Genomic DNA, 14,054 nt, shown 5'->3' on the forward strand with positions numbered 1-14,054 from the left:
TTTAGTTATCGGTACGGGCCGCTTTTCACCAGCCCCAAAGAGGTTCGTGCCGCTTCGATCGCCGCGGTGGGTACAGCCCGCCGCGACGCTCCGCGGCCGGCCTTTGCCCAAGGGTCGGCCGCGAATTCTTTACGATCATCCGGCCACTCGCTGGCCGAGGGTTTCGAGCATGACGACAGCCAAACGATGGACCTCGCAACTGCTTGCGATCGCCTTGCCCGCGCTGCTCATCGCGGCCCCGGCAGAGGCAATCGTGAGCACGGGCACGCCGACCGCGCTTCACAGCGACACAGATGGTGATGCTGACGCGGATCGCCAGGCGGTGAGCCGCGAGATCGAACGATTCCGCAGCTCCGCGATCACGATCAGCCAGGCCATGGCGATTGCTGAAGCCCGCCATGCCGGCGCCACCACCGCCGATGTGAGTTTCGACGGCGGCTCGGGCGTGCCGGTCTACCGGGTTAAGACCCTGCACGACGACCGGATCTGGCGCCACACCATCAATGCCGCGACGGGCGAGCTCGTCGGCGGCGAAGCCGCCCTGCCCCTCGCCGAGCTCGACCACGACGACCGCAGCAACCTCTCAGCGCTCGGTGCCATCAGGCACCGCCTTTCCGATGCCGTGCGCGTCGCCGAGCGCGCAGCCTCGGGCAAGGCCATCAGCGGCGGCCTCGTGCGCGAGCGCGGCCGGCTCAACTTCGCGATCGTCGTGATCAGCGGCGACGACCTCAAGGAGGTCATCCTGGAGCCGCCGGGCGCCCGCGCCAAATAGCGGCAGGTCCCTCGCGCGGCCACATTCCCGTCGAAAGGCCATTGACGGGCGCAAAACTCTCCCGCATAAGTCGCCGCCATGTTCGCGACCACCAAACGCACGACCAAAACCACCACGGCCCCAGGGGCCCGGGGAGGCGTGCGCACGTAGGTCGTCGACTTAAACGCATCAGCTCTACCGAAGCCCCGCCCTCGATGGTCCGGGGCTTTTTGTTGTCTAGAACCCAATGGAGGAGAATGTGAGTAACGATCCCGTCGTCGCGATTGTCGGCGTCACCGGTGCGGTGGGCGCCGAATTCATCGCCACCATGGACAAGCGCGGCTTTCGCGTCGGCAAGCTCAAGGCACTCGCAAGCGCCCGCTCGGCCGGCAAGACGGTGTCGTTCCGCGGCCAGAACGTCGTCATCGAGGAGTTGACCGAGCGCGCCTTCGAGGGCGTCGACATCGCCCTGTTCTCGGCCGGCAGCGGCATCTCGAAGAAGTATGCGCCCATCGCGGTCAAGGCCGGCGCCGTCGTGGTCGACAACTCCTCGGCCTTCCGCATGGATCCCAACGTGCCGCTGGTGATTCCCGAGATCAACGCGAACCGCATTCGCGACCACAAGGGCATCATCGCCAACCCGAACTGCGCCGCGATCACCGCGCTGGTGCCGCTCTGGCCGATCCACCAGAAGAATCACATCAAGCGCGTGATCATCTCGACCTACCAGGCGGCAAGCGGCGCCGGCGCAGCTGCAATGGAGGAGCTCGTCGAATCCACCCGCGCCAATCTCAACGGGCAGGTCTATACGCCCAAGGTGATGCCGCACCCCTACGCCTTCAATCTCTTCAACCACAACACCGCTGTTGATCCGGAGACCGGCTACAACGACGAAGAGACCAAGGTGATCAAGGAGACCCGCAAGATCTTCGAGGACGAGAAGATTGCGATCGGCGTCACCTGCGTGCGCGTGCCGGTGCTCCGCGCGCATTGCGAGGCCATCACCTTCGAATGCGAGAAGCCGATTACCGAGGACCAGGTCCGCGCCATCATGGCGCAGGCCCCCGGCGTGAAGGTCGTCGACGATCGCGCCAAGAACTACTTCCCGATGCCGATCGACGCCTCGGGCCAGGACGACGTCCTGGTCGGCCGAATCCGCAAGGACCTCAGCGATCCCTCAGGGCATTCGATCTCGATGTTCGTCGCGGCAGACCAGCTGCTCAAGGGCGCGGCGCTGAACGCGGTGCAGATCGCCGAGCTCTTGCCGCAGCGGGTGATGGCGTAACGCACTCTCTATCCGTCATCGTGAGGTGCTCCCCGTGCAGCGCGAGGCGCTGCACGGGGAGCCTCGAAGGATGCAAGGCCGAGGTGTCGCGGCGGGGTCGACGCCCTTCGAGGATCGCCGAAGAGGCGAGCACCTCCAGCGACAATGGCTTCGCCATTGCGCGGGGGCGACGGTGATGGGTTTGCGCTGGTCGCCTACGTCCCTGCCCGGAACAACAAACACGCATCGCCATACGAATAGAACCTGTACCCGCTCGCAATCGCGTGCGCATAGGCGGCCTTCATCGCCTCGAGCCCGGAGAATGCCGACACCAGCATGAACAGTGTCGATTTCGGCAGATGGAAATTCGTCATCAGGACATCGACCGCGCTGAAGCGATAGCCGGGGGTGATGAAGATCGAGGTTTCGGCCGCGAACGGCTGGATGGTGCCGTCTTCGCTCACCGCGCTTTCCAGCAGACGCAATGACGTGGTGCCGACCGCGACGATGCGGCCGCCATTCTTCTTAGCGGTGTTGAGCCGCTCGGCCGTCTCGGCCGGGATCGTGCCCCACTCGGCATGCATCTTGTGGCCATCGGTGTCGTCGACCTTCACCGGCAGGAAGGTCCCTGCCCCGACATGCAGGGTGACGCGGTTGATGCCAATGCCGCGCGTGCGCAGTGCCTGCTCCAGCGCGGGCGTGAAATGCAGGCCCGCAGTTGGAGCAGCAACCGCGCCCTCGTTCGCCGCGAACATGGTCTGATAGTCCGCAAAATCCTGATCGTCAGGCGTGCGCTTGGAGGCGATGTAGGGCGGCAATGGGGGGCTGCCGAGATCGGCGATGGCCTGATCGAGCGCCGGGCCGTGGAACGAGAACGAGAGCGTCACCTCGCCCTCGCTGCCCTTGACCTCGACTTCGGCGTCGAGGTGGCCGAGCAGGCAGACCTTGCCCTCATTGCCGAAGCGGATGCGGTCGCCGGCTGTGAGCTTCTTCGCCGGCTTCACCAGCGCCTGCCAGCGAGAGCCGTCGAGGCGCTTGATCAGCGTCGCCTCGATCTTCGGCTCGGTCTCGCGGCCGATCCGCCGGCCCTTCAATTGCGCCGCGATCACCTTGGTGTCGTTGACGACGAGTTGGTCGCCGGGCCGCAGCCATTGCGGCAGGTCGGCAATGGTCTGGTCGCGCAGCGCGCCGTTCTCGACCACCAGCATCTTCGCGGAGTCGCGCGGGCTCGCCGGGCGCAAGGCGATGCGCTCGGCGGGCAGGTGGAAATCGAAGAGATCGGTGCGCATGTCGGGTTCAATGCCGTGCAGTCAGACCCTCATGGTCAGGAGGCGCGTCAGCGCCGTCTCGAACCACGAAGGCAAAGCTGCGGCAGCGGGCCCTTCATCCTTCGAGACGCGAGTTCCGCGCTCCTCGGGATGAGGGTCAAGGACTTATCCCTTGTCAGCAGCCATCCGCGCCTTGACGATCTTGTCCGGGTTCTGCACCGGCTCGCCCCGCTTGATCTTGTCGACGTTCTCCATGCCCTCGGTGACCTTGCCCCACACCGTGTACTGGTTGTCGAGGAAGCGGGCGTCGTCGAAGCAGATGAAGAACTGGCTGTCGCCGGAATCGGGGTTGGCGGCGCGCGCCATCGAGGCGGTGCCGCGCACATGCGGCTCCTTGTTGAATTCGGCCTTCAGCTTCTTGCCGGAGCCGCCGGTGCCGGTGCCGTGCGGGCAGCCGGTCTGGGCCATGAAGCCCTCGATCACTCGGTGGAACACGATACCGTCATAGAAGCCTTCGCGGACCAGTTCCTTGATGCGCGCGACGTGGTTCGGCGCGAGGTCGGGCCGCATCTCGATGGTGACAGGGCCCTGCGTGGTCTCGAGGATCAAGGTGTTTTCGGTGACGCTCATGCTCGTCTCTCTTGCGTTGGGGGTGAAGTCTTCCGGTTACGGAACTGGATCGCGAATGGACGCCCCGCAGCGGCGCCGGCCATCGCTTCGGTAAATGGCATCGGGGTGCAGCGTTGCAACGCCTCCATCACCGCGATCCGGTATTGCAGCCGGTCATTGTCGGAGGCCTCCGCGGATTCATAGGTAATCCTCGGATGGCCTAGAATGTTTCCGGCCCGGTTAAAGCTCACGACCACGGTGATGTCGAGTGGCCGAGCCTTGGCGGGCGGCGGCGGCTTCCAGCAGGTGCGCAGATGCCGGAAGACGTCCTGGATGGTGTTGACCTGTGCGTCCTCGGCCTTCGCGCCTGAGACACCGATCAGCAGCACCGCGGCAGCGAGCAGAAGCCTGTTGCCGCAGCGCGCCATCGCGCTTTCCTACTTGATGTCGGAAGCGACCTGCACCTTCACCATCTTGTCGGGATCGGTGACGGTGCCGCTGGCGGAGCCAGGAGGCGCCTTCTTCAGCTTGTCGACGACGTCCATGCCCTGCACGACCTCGCCGATCACGGTGTACTGGCCATCGAGGCTGCCGCCATCCGCGAACATGATGAAGAACTGGGAGTTGGCGCTGTCGACGCTGTCGCCGCGGCGGGCCATCCCCACGATGCCGCGGGCAAAATGCACCTTGGAGAATTCCTGCTTCAGGTTCGGATATTTCGAGCCGCCGGTGCCGTTGAATTTCTCGCCGTCGCCGGTCTGCGCCATGAAGCCGTCCATCACGCGGTGGAACGGCACGTTGTTGTAATAGCCCTCGCGCGCAAGCGTCTTGAGGCGCTCGGCGTGCTGCGGCGCCAGATCGGTGCGCAGCTTGATGACGATGCGGCCCTTGGTGGTGTCGATGACGAGCGCATTGGCCTTGTCGAGATTCCCAGGCAGTTGCTGCGCCATCGCCGGCGCCGCGCCAACGAGCGCGGCAAAGATCGTGGCAAGAATTGCGAGACGACGGATCATGAAAACTCCGGATGAGGTGAGATGAAGACGCGCGCCGTTATCCGGCGAATTTGGCCTTGAGCAGGGTGGCAACGAGCGGCGGCACGAAGGTCGAGACATCTCCGCCCATCCCCGCGATCTGGCGCACCAAAGTGGCGGTGATCGGGCGGACCATGGGAGAGGCCGGCAGGAAGACCGTGTGCACCTCGGGCGCCATGGCCTCATTCATGCCGGCAAGCTGCATCTCGTAATCGAGGTCGGTGCCGTCGCGCAGGCCCCGAATCATAATGGTCGCGCCGTGCTTGCGCGCCGCGGTCACCGACAGGTCGTCAAACGTCACCGCTTCGAGCACGCAGCCGGCCTGGGCCGCAATTGGACCGCAGACGTCCTCGAGCATCTTCAGCCGCTCCTCGGTCGAGAACAGCGGCTTCTTGCCGGGATGGACGCCGATCGCGACCACCAGGCGGTCGCACAGCGGAACGGCATGCCGGACCACGTCCAGATGGCCGTTGGTGATGGGGTCGAAGGAACCCGGATAGAAGGCGATGCGCGGCATGGCCCCCTCCTACCGCGCCCGGCCCGGCCCGGCAAGCCGGGCAGGTTCCTTGTCCGTTTTTCCCTCCCGCTTGCCCGGAAATGTCTGCTGGAGGTGTCGGCAATGCCCGGTTTGTTTCGTCCTGGGGGAGCCACGAAACAAAACAGAGTGCGAACGAAACCATTTCCGGCCTCCGCGAAGACGTCCGGAAACCGGCCGTGGTTACTGATCCGGCCAACGAACGACGGGCCGCGTACTGGGCGTAAGCGGCCGCATCACAGGGGACTGTCAATGATCAAGGCTCTTTCAGCGATCGCTCTGTCTGCGTGTGTTGCCGCGGCCCTCAGCCTCCTGCCCGGCTTTGCCCCCACGGTCGAAGCCAGCGTGCCGCAGCCGCTGGCCAAGAGCGACCGGCTCGATATCCGCACCCTCGGCCGTGACTGCTCGCAGCAGGCCTGGCCGAATTTCGAGGCGTCCTGCCTGCGCCGCGCCGGCACCAGGGCGGATGTCCGCGAGGCCCGCCTCGTGACCGCCGACCGCACGCCGTAGTCGGCCTTGTCAGCTTCGCGTCAGCTAAGCCCCTCAGGATAAACCCCATGGATATTTGCGACGTCCCGTCGCACACTGCGTGATGCTTGCGCCCGTCGGAATGGCCCGCGGTGCGCGATCCCATCGGGGGGGTTGCCATTGTCCAGTACGCCCGCGGTCGCTTCCGGCCATCATCCTGATCCGCTGCCGTTTGCCATGACCATGGGCGCCCTCGGGGTGGTCTATGGCGATATCGGCACCAGCCCCCTTTACGCCTTGAAGGAAGCCGCCAAGGCGGCCGCCCATGGCGGCACGATAAGTCACGACGCTGTCCTAGGGGTTGCTTCGCTGATCCTATGGGCGCTGCTGCTGATCATCTCGCTGAAATATGCGCTGCTGATCCTGCGCGCGGACAATCGGGGTGAAGGCGGCATCGTTGCCCTGCTGGCCCTGCTCCACGCGCGCAACGCCCAACCCGGCACATGGCGGGCGCATCTGCTCGTGGTCGGCCTCGTCGGTGCCGCCCTGCTCTATGGCGACGGCGCGATCACGCCGGCGATCTCCGTGCTCAGCGCCATCGAGGGCCTCAAGGTCGACGCGCCTTCGCTGGCGACGGCGGTCGTGCCCGTGACCGTTGCAATCCTGATCGGCCTGTTCATGATGCAGAAGCAGGGCACCGGCTTTATCGGCCGCATCTTCGGCCCGGTGATGCTGACCTGGTTCGTCGTGCTCGCCGCGCTCGGCATCCACGGTATCGTCAAGCACCCGGCGGTGCTGGCGGCGCTCAGCCCGCTCTATGCTTTCGACTTCCTGATCCACCAGGATTTCCACATCTCCTTCGCCATCCTCGGCGCAGCCTTCCTCGCAGTGACCGGGGGCGAGGCCATGTATGCCGATATGGGCCATTTCGGCCGCCTGCCGATCCGGCTCGCCTGGTTCGCGATCTGCCTGCCGGCGCTGGTGCTGAACTATTTCGGCCAGGCCGCGCTGCTGATCACCGATCCCACGATGATCGAGAATCCGTTCTTCCAGCTCTGCCCCGACGCCCTGCATTATCCGCTGGTCGCCTTCTCTGCGGTCGCGACCGTGATCGCCTCGCAGGCGATCATCTCCGGCGTGTTCTCGCTGACCCAGCAGTCGATTCAGCTCGGCTTCCTGCCGCGGATGCTGATCCGCCACACCACCAGCGATGCGATCGGCCAGATCTACGTGCCCTTGGTGAACTGGCTGCTCGCCGCGGCAACGCTCGGGGCAGTGCTGAGCTTCGGCACCTCGGACGCGCTCGCCGGCGCTTACGGCATCGCCGTGTCGCTGCTGATGGCGATAACGACGCTGCTGGCGGCCCTGGTTGCGATCCAGTGGGGCTATTCACCCTGGCTCGTGGTCGCCGTGAACGGCTTCTTCTTCGTGATCGACGTGATCTTCTTCTCGGCGAATTCGATCAAGCTGTTCGAGGGCGGCTGGTTTCCGCTGCTGCTCGCCGGTCTCGTCGCCTTCCTGATGCTGACCTGGCGCGCCGGCGTGAAGCTGGTCGAAGCAGCACGAGCCCGGCTGCGCCAGCCGGAGGAGGACCTGATCGAGACCGCGGTCAACAAATGCAGGGCCAGGCTGCCCGGAACGGCCGTGTTCCTGGCCTCCGCGCCGCGCGGCGTGCCGCTCGCGCTGACACAGTTCGTCAAGCACAACCACGTGCTGCACGAACGCGTCCTGCTGGTCACCGTGCTGATCGAGGAATTGCCGCACATTCCCGACGAGGAACGCGCAGAGGTGATCGAGATCATTCCCGGCATCACCCGCGTAATCCTGCATTACGGCTTCATGCAGAACCCGACCATCTATGAAGGACTGGAGCTCACTTGCCGCCAGGGCAAGCTGCCCGGCATCGACCTCGCCGAGATCACCTATTACGTCGGCCGCGAGACCATCATCCCGCGCGAGGACGTCCCGGGCATGTGGGTGTGGCGCGAAGGCCTGTTCGCCTTTCTGCAGCGCAACGCCGAACGCTCGGCCGCGTTCTTCGGCGTGCCGACCAAGCAGGTGGTAGAGTTCGGGACGGAGCTGGAGATCTAGGGAATGACGCGTCGCCCGGATGGCGCAGCGCAATCCGGGACTTTTGCCTTGCGAGAACCCGGATTTCGCTTCGCTCCAGCCGGGTTACGGGCCTTCCTACGAGCCGTTCTCGCCGTTGCCGCTCTCCGCCTCTTCCGTGATGTGCTCGACCGAGACGACGTGCTCGTCCTCGGCAGTGTCGAACACGATGACGCCTTGCGTCGAGCGGCCGGCGATGCGGATGCCTTCGACCGGGCAGCGGATCAGCTGGCCCTTGTCGGTGACCAGCATGATCTGGTCGGCCTCCTCAACGGGGAAGGATGCCACCAGGTTGCCATTGCGGTTGTTGACGCTCATGGCGACGATGCCTTTGCCGCCGCGGCCCGTGGTGCGGTACTCGTAGGACGAGGTCCGCTTGCCATAGCCGTTGACGGAGACGGTCAGCACGACCTGCTCCTGCGCCGACATCTCGACATAGCGCTCCTGCGGCAGCTGGAAGCTGCCTGAAGCCTCCTCGGCCTCGGCATCCCCCGGCGCCTCTTCCGAGGCAGCCTCGCCCGCGACAGCGCGGCGCATCTTCAAATATGCCGAGCGCTCGTCCGAGGTGGTCTCGACGTGGCGCAGGATCGCCAGCGAAATCACCTTGTCGCCTTCGCCGAGCGCGATGCCGCGCACGCCCATCGAGGTGCGCCCGGTGAACACGCGCACGTCGGTGACGGGGAAGCGGATGCACTGGCCGCCGGCGGCCGTCAGCAGCACGTCGTCGCGCTCGGTGCAGATCTGCACGTCGACGATCGCCTCGTTGTCGTCGAGCTTCATGGCGATGATGCCGGAGCGGCGGACGTCGACGAAGTCGGACAGCTTGTTGCGGCGGACGTTGCCGCCCGTGGTGGCGAACATCACGTCGAGCTGGCCCCAGGTCGATTCATCCTCCGGCAGCGGCATGATGGTGGTGATGCGCTCGCCCTGCTCCAGCGGCAGAATGTTGATCATGGCCTTGCCGCGCGCGTTCGGCGCGGCCATGGGCAGCCGCCAGACCTTTTCCTTGTAGACCTGGCCGCGCGAGGAGAAGAACAGCACCGGCGTGTGCGTGGAGGCCACGAACAGGCGGCTGACGAAATCCTCGTCGCGGGTCTGCATGCCGGAGCGGCCCTTGCCGCCGCGGCGCTGCGCCCGGTAGGCCGACAGCGGCACGCGCTTGACGTAGCCGGCGTGCGAGACGGTGACGACCATGTCCTCGCGCTGGATCAGGTCCTCGTCCTCGACCTCGCCTTCCTGCTCCATGATCACGGTGCGGCGAGGTGTCGCGAACTCCGCCTTCACCTCGGCAAGCTCGGTCTTGATGATGTCGAGGATACGGGCGCGCGAGCGCAGGATATCGAGATAGTCGCCGATCTCGCCGGCGAGCTTTCCGAGCTCTTCGCCGATCTCGTCGCGGCCCAGCGCGGTGAGACGGGCGAGGCGCAGCTCCAGGATCGCCCTCGCCTGCTCCAGCGACAGGCGGATGGTGCCATCCTCGTTGATGCGATGGCGGGGATCGTCGATCAGCGTGATGATGTCCTCGACGTCGCGCGCAGGCCAGTCGCGCGTCATCAGGGTCTCGCGCGCGGCAGCCGGCGTCGGCGAGTGCCGGATCACCTTGATGATCTCGTCGATATTGGCGACCGCGATGGCCAGGCCGACCTGCTCATGCGCGCGCTCGCGCGCCTTGCGCAGCTTGTACTTGGTCCGGCGGGTGACGACCTGCTCGCGGAAGCCGACGAAGATCGTCAGCATGTCCTTGAGATTCATGGTCTGCGGACGGCCGGAATCGAGCGCGACGGCGTTGACGCCGAAGCTCGTCTGCAGCGGCGTGAACTTGTATAGCTGATTCAGCACGACGTCGGGCACCGCATCGCGCTTGAGCTCGACGACGACGCGATAGCCCTCGCGGTCGGACTCGTCGCGCAGGTCGGAGATGCCCTCGATCTTCTTTTCCTTGTAGAGCTCGGCGATGCGCTCGACCATCGTCGCCTTGTTCACCTGATACGGGATCTCGGTGATGACGATCGCCTCACGCTCTTTCCGGATCGTCTCGAAGTTGACCTTGCCGCGCATCACGATCGAGCCGCGGCCGAGATGGTAGGCGCTGCGGATGCCCTGGCGTCCGAGAATGATGCCGCCGGTCGGGAAATCCGGGCCCGGGATGATGTTGATGAGCTCGTCGATGGTCAGGGACGGATTGTCGATCAGCGCGACGCAGGCGTCGATCACCTCGCCGAGATTGTGCGGCGGGATGTTGGTGGCCATGCCGACCGCGATGCCGCCGGCGCCGTTGACCAGCAGGTTCGGGAACCGCGCGGGCAGAACCACCGGCTCCTTCTCGGAGCCGTCGTAATTGTCCTGGAAGTCGACCGTGTCGTCGTCGATGTCCTCGAGTAGCTTCAGCGCGATCTTGGTCAGGCGGGACTCGGTGTAGCGCATCGCCGCCGGCGGATCGCCGTCGACCGAGCCGAAATTGCCCTGCCCGTCGATCAGCGGCGCGCGCATCGAGAAGTCCTGCGCCATGCGCACCAATGCGTCGTAGATCGCCTGGTCGCCATGCGGGTGGTACTTGCCCATGACCTCGCCGACGGCACCGGCGGACTTCTTGTGCTTCTTGTCCGGGGTGTCGCCGCGATTGTTCATCGCGAACAGGATGCGGCGATGCACCGGCTTCAACCCGTCGCGCGCATCGGGTAGCGCACGCGCCACGATCACGCTCATGGCGTAATCGAGATAGGACTTCTTCATCTCCTCGTAGATGGAAACGGGGCGAATGTCCGAGGGATGCGCCGGCTGGTCGCCGGGCCTGTTGTCGTCGTCAGCCAAGGGGGAATCCGGTGAGTTTTTGTCTGCGAATCATATAGCGCATCGCACCCCTGATAACCACCCTTGTCGGTGCTTCGGGAAGCCTTTTTCCGACAGTTTTTCCAGTGACTTACGCCCTACCCGGCACCGCCCGGCACGAGACCGGAACAAGCGCTGCGAAACCGGCTCTCACGCCCCGAAAATCACCCGGTGCATGACGCGCCCGGGCATCAGCGTGAACAGGCCCGCCACCACCAGCGCACCGGCGAAGATGAAGGTCATCATCCGCCGGTGATCGGCGATGCGATGGGTGTGCGCCCGCCACACCGCCAGCGGCAGAACCACTAGGGTGAAGATCGACAACAAATGGATCGGGCTGAACGGCCCGATGAGGCGGATCTGGTGGATCCAGAACGACGAGGCGGCCACGACCAGCATCAGGACCACCCAGATCCAGCCGATCGAACGGTGCGGCAGCGTACCCTTGGGGGCGGAGAACTGGACGAGGCCGAGCACGAAGGCGGCCATGGCGGCAAAGGCGTGCAGCGGGATTGCAGGCGCGGCCTCAAGCAGCGGCGCAAGGCTCATGCGGGGCTCCCCCTCACAGGTTGAGCGCAACCTATGTGAACAGGATTAACATGAAGTCAATACGGTTCACATCGCGCCTCGCCAACGACTTGAGGCAGCGCGTGAGGCGAACTCGGAAAACCGAGCCGTGCGGGTCAATTGGTAAGAAGTCCCGCCGCTTCACGCGAGCAGGCAACATCCGGCAGCAACTGCTCACCTGCCTCAGAACGGGATATCGTCGTCCATGTCGCTGTTGCGGCCGCCGCCCGCGGCAACAGGACGGCGCGGCGCGCTGCTCACCGGACCGGAGGAGCCGAAGTCACCGCCCGGCTCGTCGCCGAAGCTACCGCCTCCGCCGCCACCACCGCGGCCATCGAGCATGGTCAAAGTCGAGTTGAAACCCTGCAGCACGACCTCGGTCGAATACTTTTCGACACCGCTCTGGTCGGTCCATTTGCGGGTCTGGAGCGCGCCCTCGATGTACACCTTCGCGCCCTTCTTCAGATACTGCTCGGCGACCTTGCAGAGCCCCTCATTGAAGATCACGACGCGATGCCACTCGGTCTTTTCCTTGCGCTCGCCGCTGTTCTTGTCGCGCCACGTCTCCGAGGTCGCGATGCTCAGATTCGCGATCGGCCGCCCGTCCTGCGTGCGGCGGATTTCAGGATCCTTGCCGAGATTTCCAACCAGAATGACCTTGTTGACGCTTCCCGCCATCGCCGCTCTCCACTCCAAATGCTGAATTCGTAAGACTGCATGCGCAGGACCGCACCGCGCCCCGCGGTTCTCTGCAATCTGTTTGACCCGACCCTATACGCTTGCGCGGACCGATCAGCCCATCAGCGCTCGGGTTATCCCCACATATAGCATCGCCTGCCGACTTGTTCGAGATTTGTTCTTTTCGGGTGGATGCGGAATATTGGACCCGGACGGTGCCTGAATGCCTCTAAAATGGCCCGGAACTTTTTCGGGTTCCCTAAATCATCGAAAACCGCTTAACATTCATCCAGTTACATCCACGCACTTGCCTTGAGACTGTTGCATTTCGGAGACGGACTCCGCCTCCCGATTGAGCTAGGGTTGCTTCGGAATGAGTTCATACGGGCGTCGCGCCTGATCGGCCGCTTGGGGGACCCTCAAGAAGCGGACCTTACCCGGGGAGACTGCAATGAATAAGATTTTAATTGGTACAATCGGTGCTGTGGCGTTGGGCCTGTCTGCTCCTGCCAGCGCGGCGGATCTGGCGGCGCGTCCTTACACCAAGGCTCCGCCGCCGGTGGTCGCGACCATCTACGACTGGAGCGGCTTCTACATCGGCATCAACGGGGGCTGGGGCTCCAGCCGCAATTGCTGGGACTTCGTGACTCCAGTGACCGGCACGCTGTTCAACGACGGCTGCCATGACGCAACGGGCGGCACGATCGGTGGTCAGGTCGGCTATCGCTGGCAATCGGCCAATTGGGTGTTTGGCGTGGAAGGCCAGGGCAACTGGGCTGATTTCAGCGGACGCAACATCAGCCCGACCGCGCCAGCTCAGCAGAACCGTACGCGGGTCGATGCCTTCGGCTTGATTACCGGTCAGATCGGCTATGCCTGGAATAACGTTTTGCTCTACGTCAAGGGCGGCGCTGCCGTCGTGGACGACAGATACGACCTCATCGTCGCGCCGGGCTTTGTGGGTGCTGGCACGACCTTCGGTTCGACCAGCGGAACACGCTGGGGCGGAACGGTCGGCGCGGGCATCGAATTTGGCTTCGCTCCGAACTGGTCGGTGGGCTTCGAGTACGATCACATCTTCCTCGGCACCCGCAACGTCGACTTCACCGCGGGCGGATTCTTCATTCAAACCGAACGCGTCCGTCAGGACGTCGATCTCGCCCTCGTCCGCTTGAACTACCGTTGGGGCGGCCCGGCGATCGCCAGGTACTGATCGCCAGCAAGTCTCGTCTGACGAAAGGCCGGCCTCGCGCCGGCCTTTTTGCTGTCTGCGAGCGAACAGGACGATCCGTCAGCGATTATGACGTTTTGCCCCTGTTGTGGCTTTTTGGGTACACAACTTGCGGCTTCGTTCGTGTAAGCACCACGCCAGTAGGACCACAGCGTCCGATGCCCTTCCGTTCACGGAAGGCAAGAAGAGAAACTGGGACTGGGATTTAAGTTGAAAATGAAGAAGGTTTTGTTGGCTTCGGCCTGTTTGTTCGCTCTGGCTGCCCCCGCGTCGGCGGCTGATCTCGCGGCCCGCCCGTACACCAAGGCTCCGGTGGCTGTGGCTTCGGTCTACAACTGGACCGGGTTTTACATCGGCGCCAACGCCGGTGGCGGCTCCAGCCACAATTGCTGGGATACGACCGCTGTTGTCGGCGTGGCCGTCCCGGTCACAGCTGAAGGTTGCCACGGTGCGACCGGCGCAATCGTCGGCGGCCAGATCGGCTATCGCTGGCAGTCCGCCAGCTGGGTGTTCGGCCTCGAGGCACAGGGCGATTGGGCAGACCTGAAGGGCTCGAACACCAGTTCGCCCGCCGCCTTGTTCCCGCTGGTGAACAACACCAAGATCGATGCTATTGGCCTCTTCACCGGTCAGGTGGGCTACGCCTGGAACAACGTGCTCTGGTACGTGAAGGGCGGCGCGGCCGTCACCCACATGGCCTAATCGCACGCGCGA

The 14,054-nt window shown here is 64.6% G+C and carries 13 protein-coding genes and 1 pseudogene; 6 read left to right on the top strand and 8 right to left on the bottom strand.

The features are described 5' to 3' along the window. Nucleotides 1-169: 169 nt before the first annotated feature. Both ACNJYB_RS20905 and ACNJYB_RS20910 read left to right on the top strand, forming a co-directional pair. Complete coding sequence (locus tag ACNJYB_RS20905; protein WP_439368186.1) at nt 170-772, top strand: PepSY domain-containing protein; 603 nt, start codon at nt 170-172, stop codon at nt 770-772. Nucleotides 773-998: 226 nt separating this feature from the next. Beyond that, nucleotides 999-2,036 (top strand): aspartate-semialdehyde dehydrogenase, encoded by a 1,038-nt coding sequence (locus ACNJYB_RS20910; protein WP_439368187.1) that lies wholly within the window; start codon nt 999-1,001, stop codon nt 2,034-2,036. Between the two features lie 194 nt (nt 2,037-2,230). Here the strand turns inward: ACNJYB_RS20910 and queA are convergent, their stop codons facing one another. The 5 genes from queA to coaD form a co-directional block, all read right to left on the bottom strand. Next, on the bottom strand, nt 2,231-3,304 hold the full coding sequence (gene queA, locus ACNJYB_RS20915; RefSeq protein ID WP_439368188.1) for a tRNA preQ1(34) S-adenosylmethionine ribosyltransferase-isomerase QueA: 1,074 nt from the start codon (nt 3,302-3,304) through the stop codon (nt 2,231-2,233). A 144-nt stretch (nt 3,305-3,448) separates the two neighbouring features. Beyond that, complete coding sequence (locus tag ACNJYB_RS20920; protein ID WP_439368189.1) at nt 3,449-3,913, bottom strand: peptidylprolyl isomerase; 465 nt, start codon at nt 3,911-3,913, stop codon at nt 3,449-3,451. Further along, complete coding sequence (locus ACNJYB_RS20925; RefSeq protein ID WP_439368190.1) at nt 3,910-4,320, bottom strand: hypothetical protein; 411 nt, start codon at nt 4,318-4,320, stop codon at nt 3,910-3,912. The genes ACNJYB_RS20920 and ACNJYB_RS20925 overlap by 4 nt, the downstream gene beginning before the upstream one ends. A 9-nt stretch (nt 4,321-4,329) precedes the next feature. Then, nucleotides 4,330-4,905 (bottom strand): peptidylprolyl isomerase, encoded by a 576-nt coding sequence (locus ACNJYB_RS20930; protein WP_439368191.1) that lies wholly within the window; start codon nt 4,903-4,905, stop codon nt 4,330-4,332. Between the two features lie 37 nt (nt 4,906-4,942). After that, the gene (coaD, locus tag ACNJYB_RS20935; protein ID WP_211411167.1) at nt 4,943-5,440 is read right to left on the bottom strand and encodes a pantetheine-phosphate adenylyltransferase; all 498 of its coding nucleotides are present in this window, start codon (nt 5,438-5,440) and stop codon (nt 4,943-4,945) included. A 270-nt stretch (nt 5,441-5,710) separates the two neighbouring features. Between coaD and ACNJYB_RS20940 the strand changes: the two genes are divergently transcribed. Continuing rightward, a complete protein-coding gene (locus ACNJYB_RS20940) occupies nt 5,711-5,968 on the top strand; it encodes a hypothetical protein (RefSeq protein ID WP_439368194.1) in 258 nt (85 codons plus the stop codon). A 195-nt stretch (nt 5,969-6,163) separates the two neighbouring features. Then, nucleotides 6,164-8,017, top strand: a complete 1,854-nt coding sequence (locus tag ACNJYB_RS20945) for a potassium transporter Kup (protein ID WP_439375610.1) — start codon at nt 6,164-6,166, stop codon at nt 8,015-8,017. A gap of 96 nt (nt 8,018-8,113) precedes the next feature. Here the strand turns inward: ACNJYB_RS20945 and gyrA are convergent, their stop codons facing one another. The 3 genes from gyrA to ACNJYB_RS20960 form a co-directional block, all read right to left on the bottom strand. Next, nucleotides 8,114-10,846 carry a DNA gyrase subunit A gene (gene gyrA, locus ACNJYB_RS20950; protein WP_439368196.1) on the bottom strand — a complete coding sequence of 911 codons (2,733 nt, stop codon included), beginning with the start codon at nt 10,844-10,846 and terminating at the stop codon, nt 8,114-8,116. Nucleotides 10,847-11,014: 168 nt separating this feature from the next. Further along, nucleotides 11,015-11,413, bottom strand: coding sequence for a DUF2306 domain-containing protein (locus tag ACNJYB_RS20955; RefSeq protein ID WP_439368197.1), 399 nt, complete (start codon nt 11,411-11,413; stop codon nt 11,015-11,017). A gap of 201 nt (nt 11,414-11,614) precedes the next feature. Further along, complete coding sequence (locus ACNJYB_RS20960; protein ID WP_018642151.1) at nt 11,615-12,109, bottom strand: single-stranded DNA-binding protein; 495 nt, start codon at nt 12,107-12,109, stop codon at nt 11,615-11,617. 451 nt (nt 12,110-12,560) lie between these two features. Here ACNJYB_RS20960 and ACNJYB_RS20965 point away from each other — a divergent pair, with 451 nt between their 5' ends. Both ACNJYB_RS20965 and ACNJYB_RS20970 read left to right on the top strand, forming a co-directional pair. Further along, on the top strand, nt 12,561-13,322 hold the full coding sequence (locus ACNJYB_RS20965) for an outer membrane protein (RefSeq protein ID WP_439368199.1): 762 nt from the start codon (nt 12,561-12,563) through the stop codon (nt 13,320-13,322). 234 nt (nt 13,323-13,556) lie between these two features. Beyond that, nucleotides 13,557-14,033, top strand: a pseudogene (locus ACNJYB_RS20970) (outer membrane protein); the annotation flags it as partial. Between the last annotated feature and the right edge of the window lie 21 nt (nt 14,034-14,054).

It is taken from the genome of Bradyrhizobium sp. SMVTL-02 (assembly GCF_051853005.1).
GTDB lineage: Bacteria > Pseudomonadota > Alphaproteobacteria > Rhizobiales > Xanthobacteraceae > Bradyrhizobium.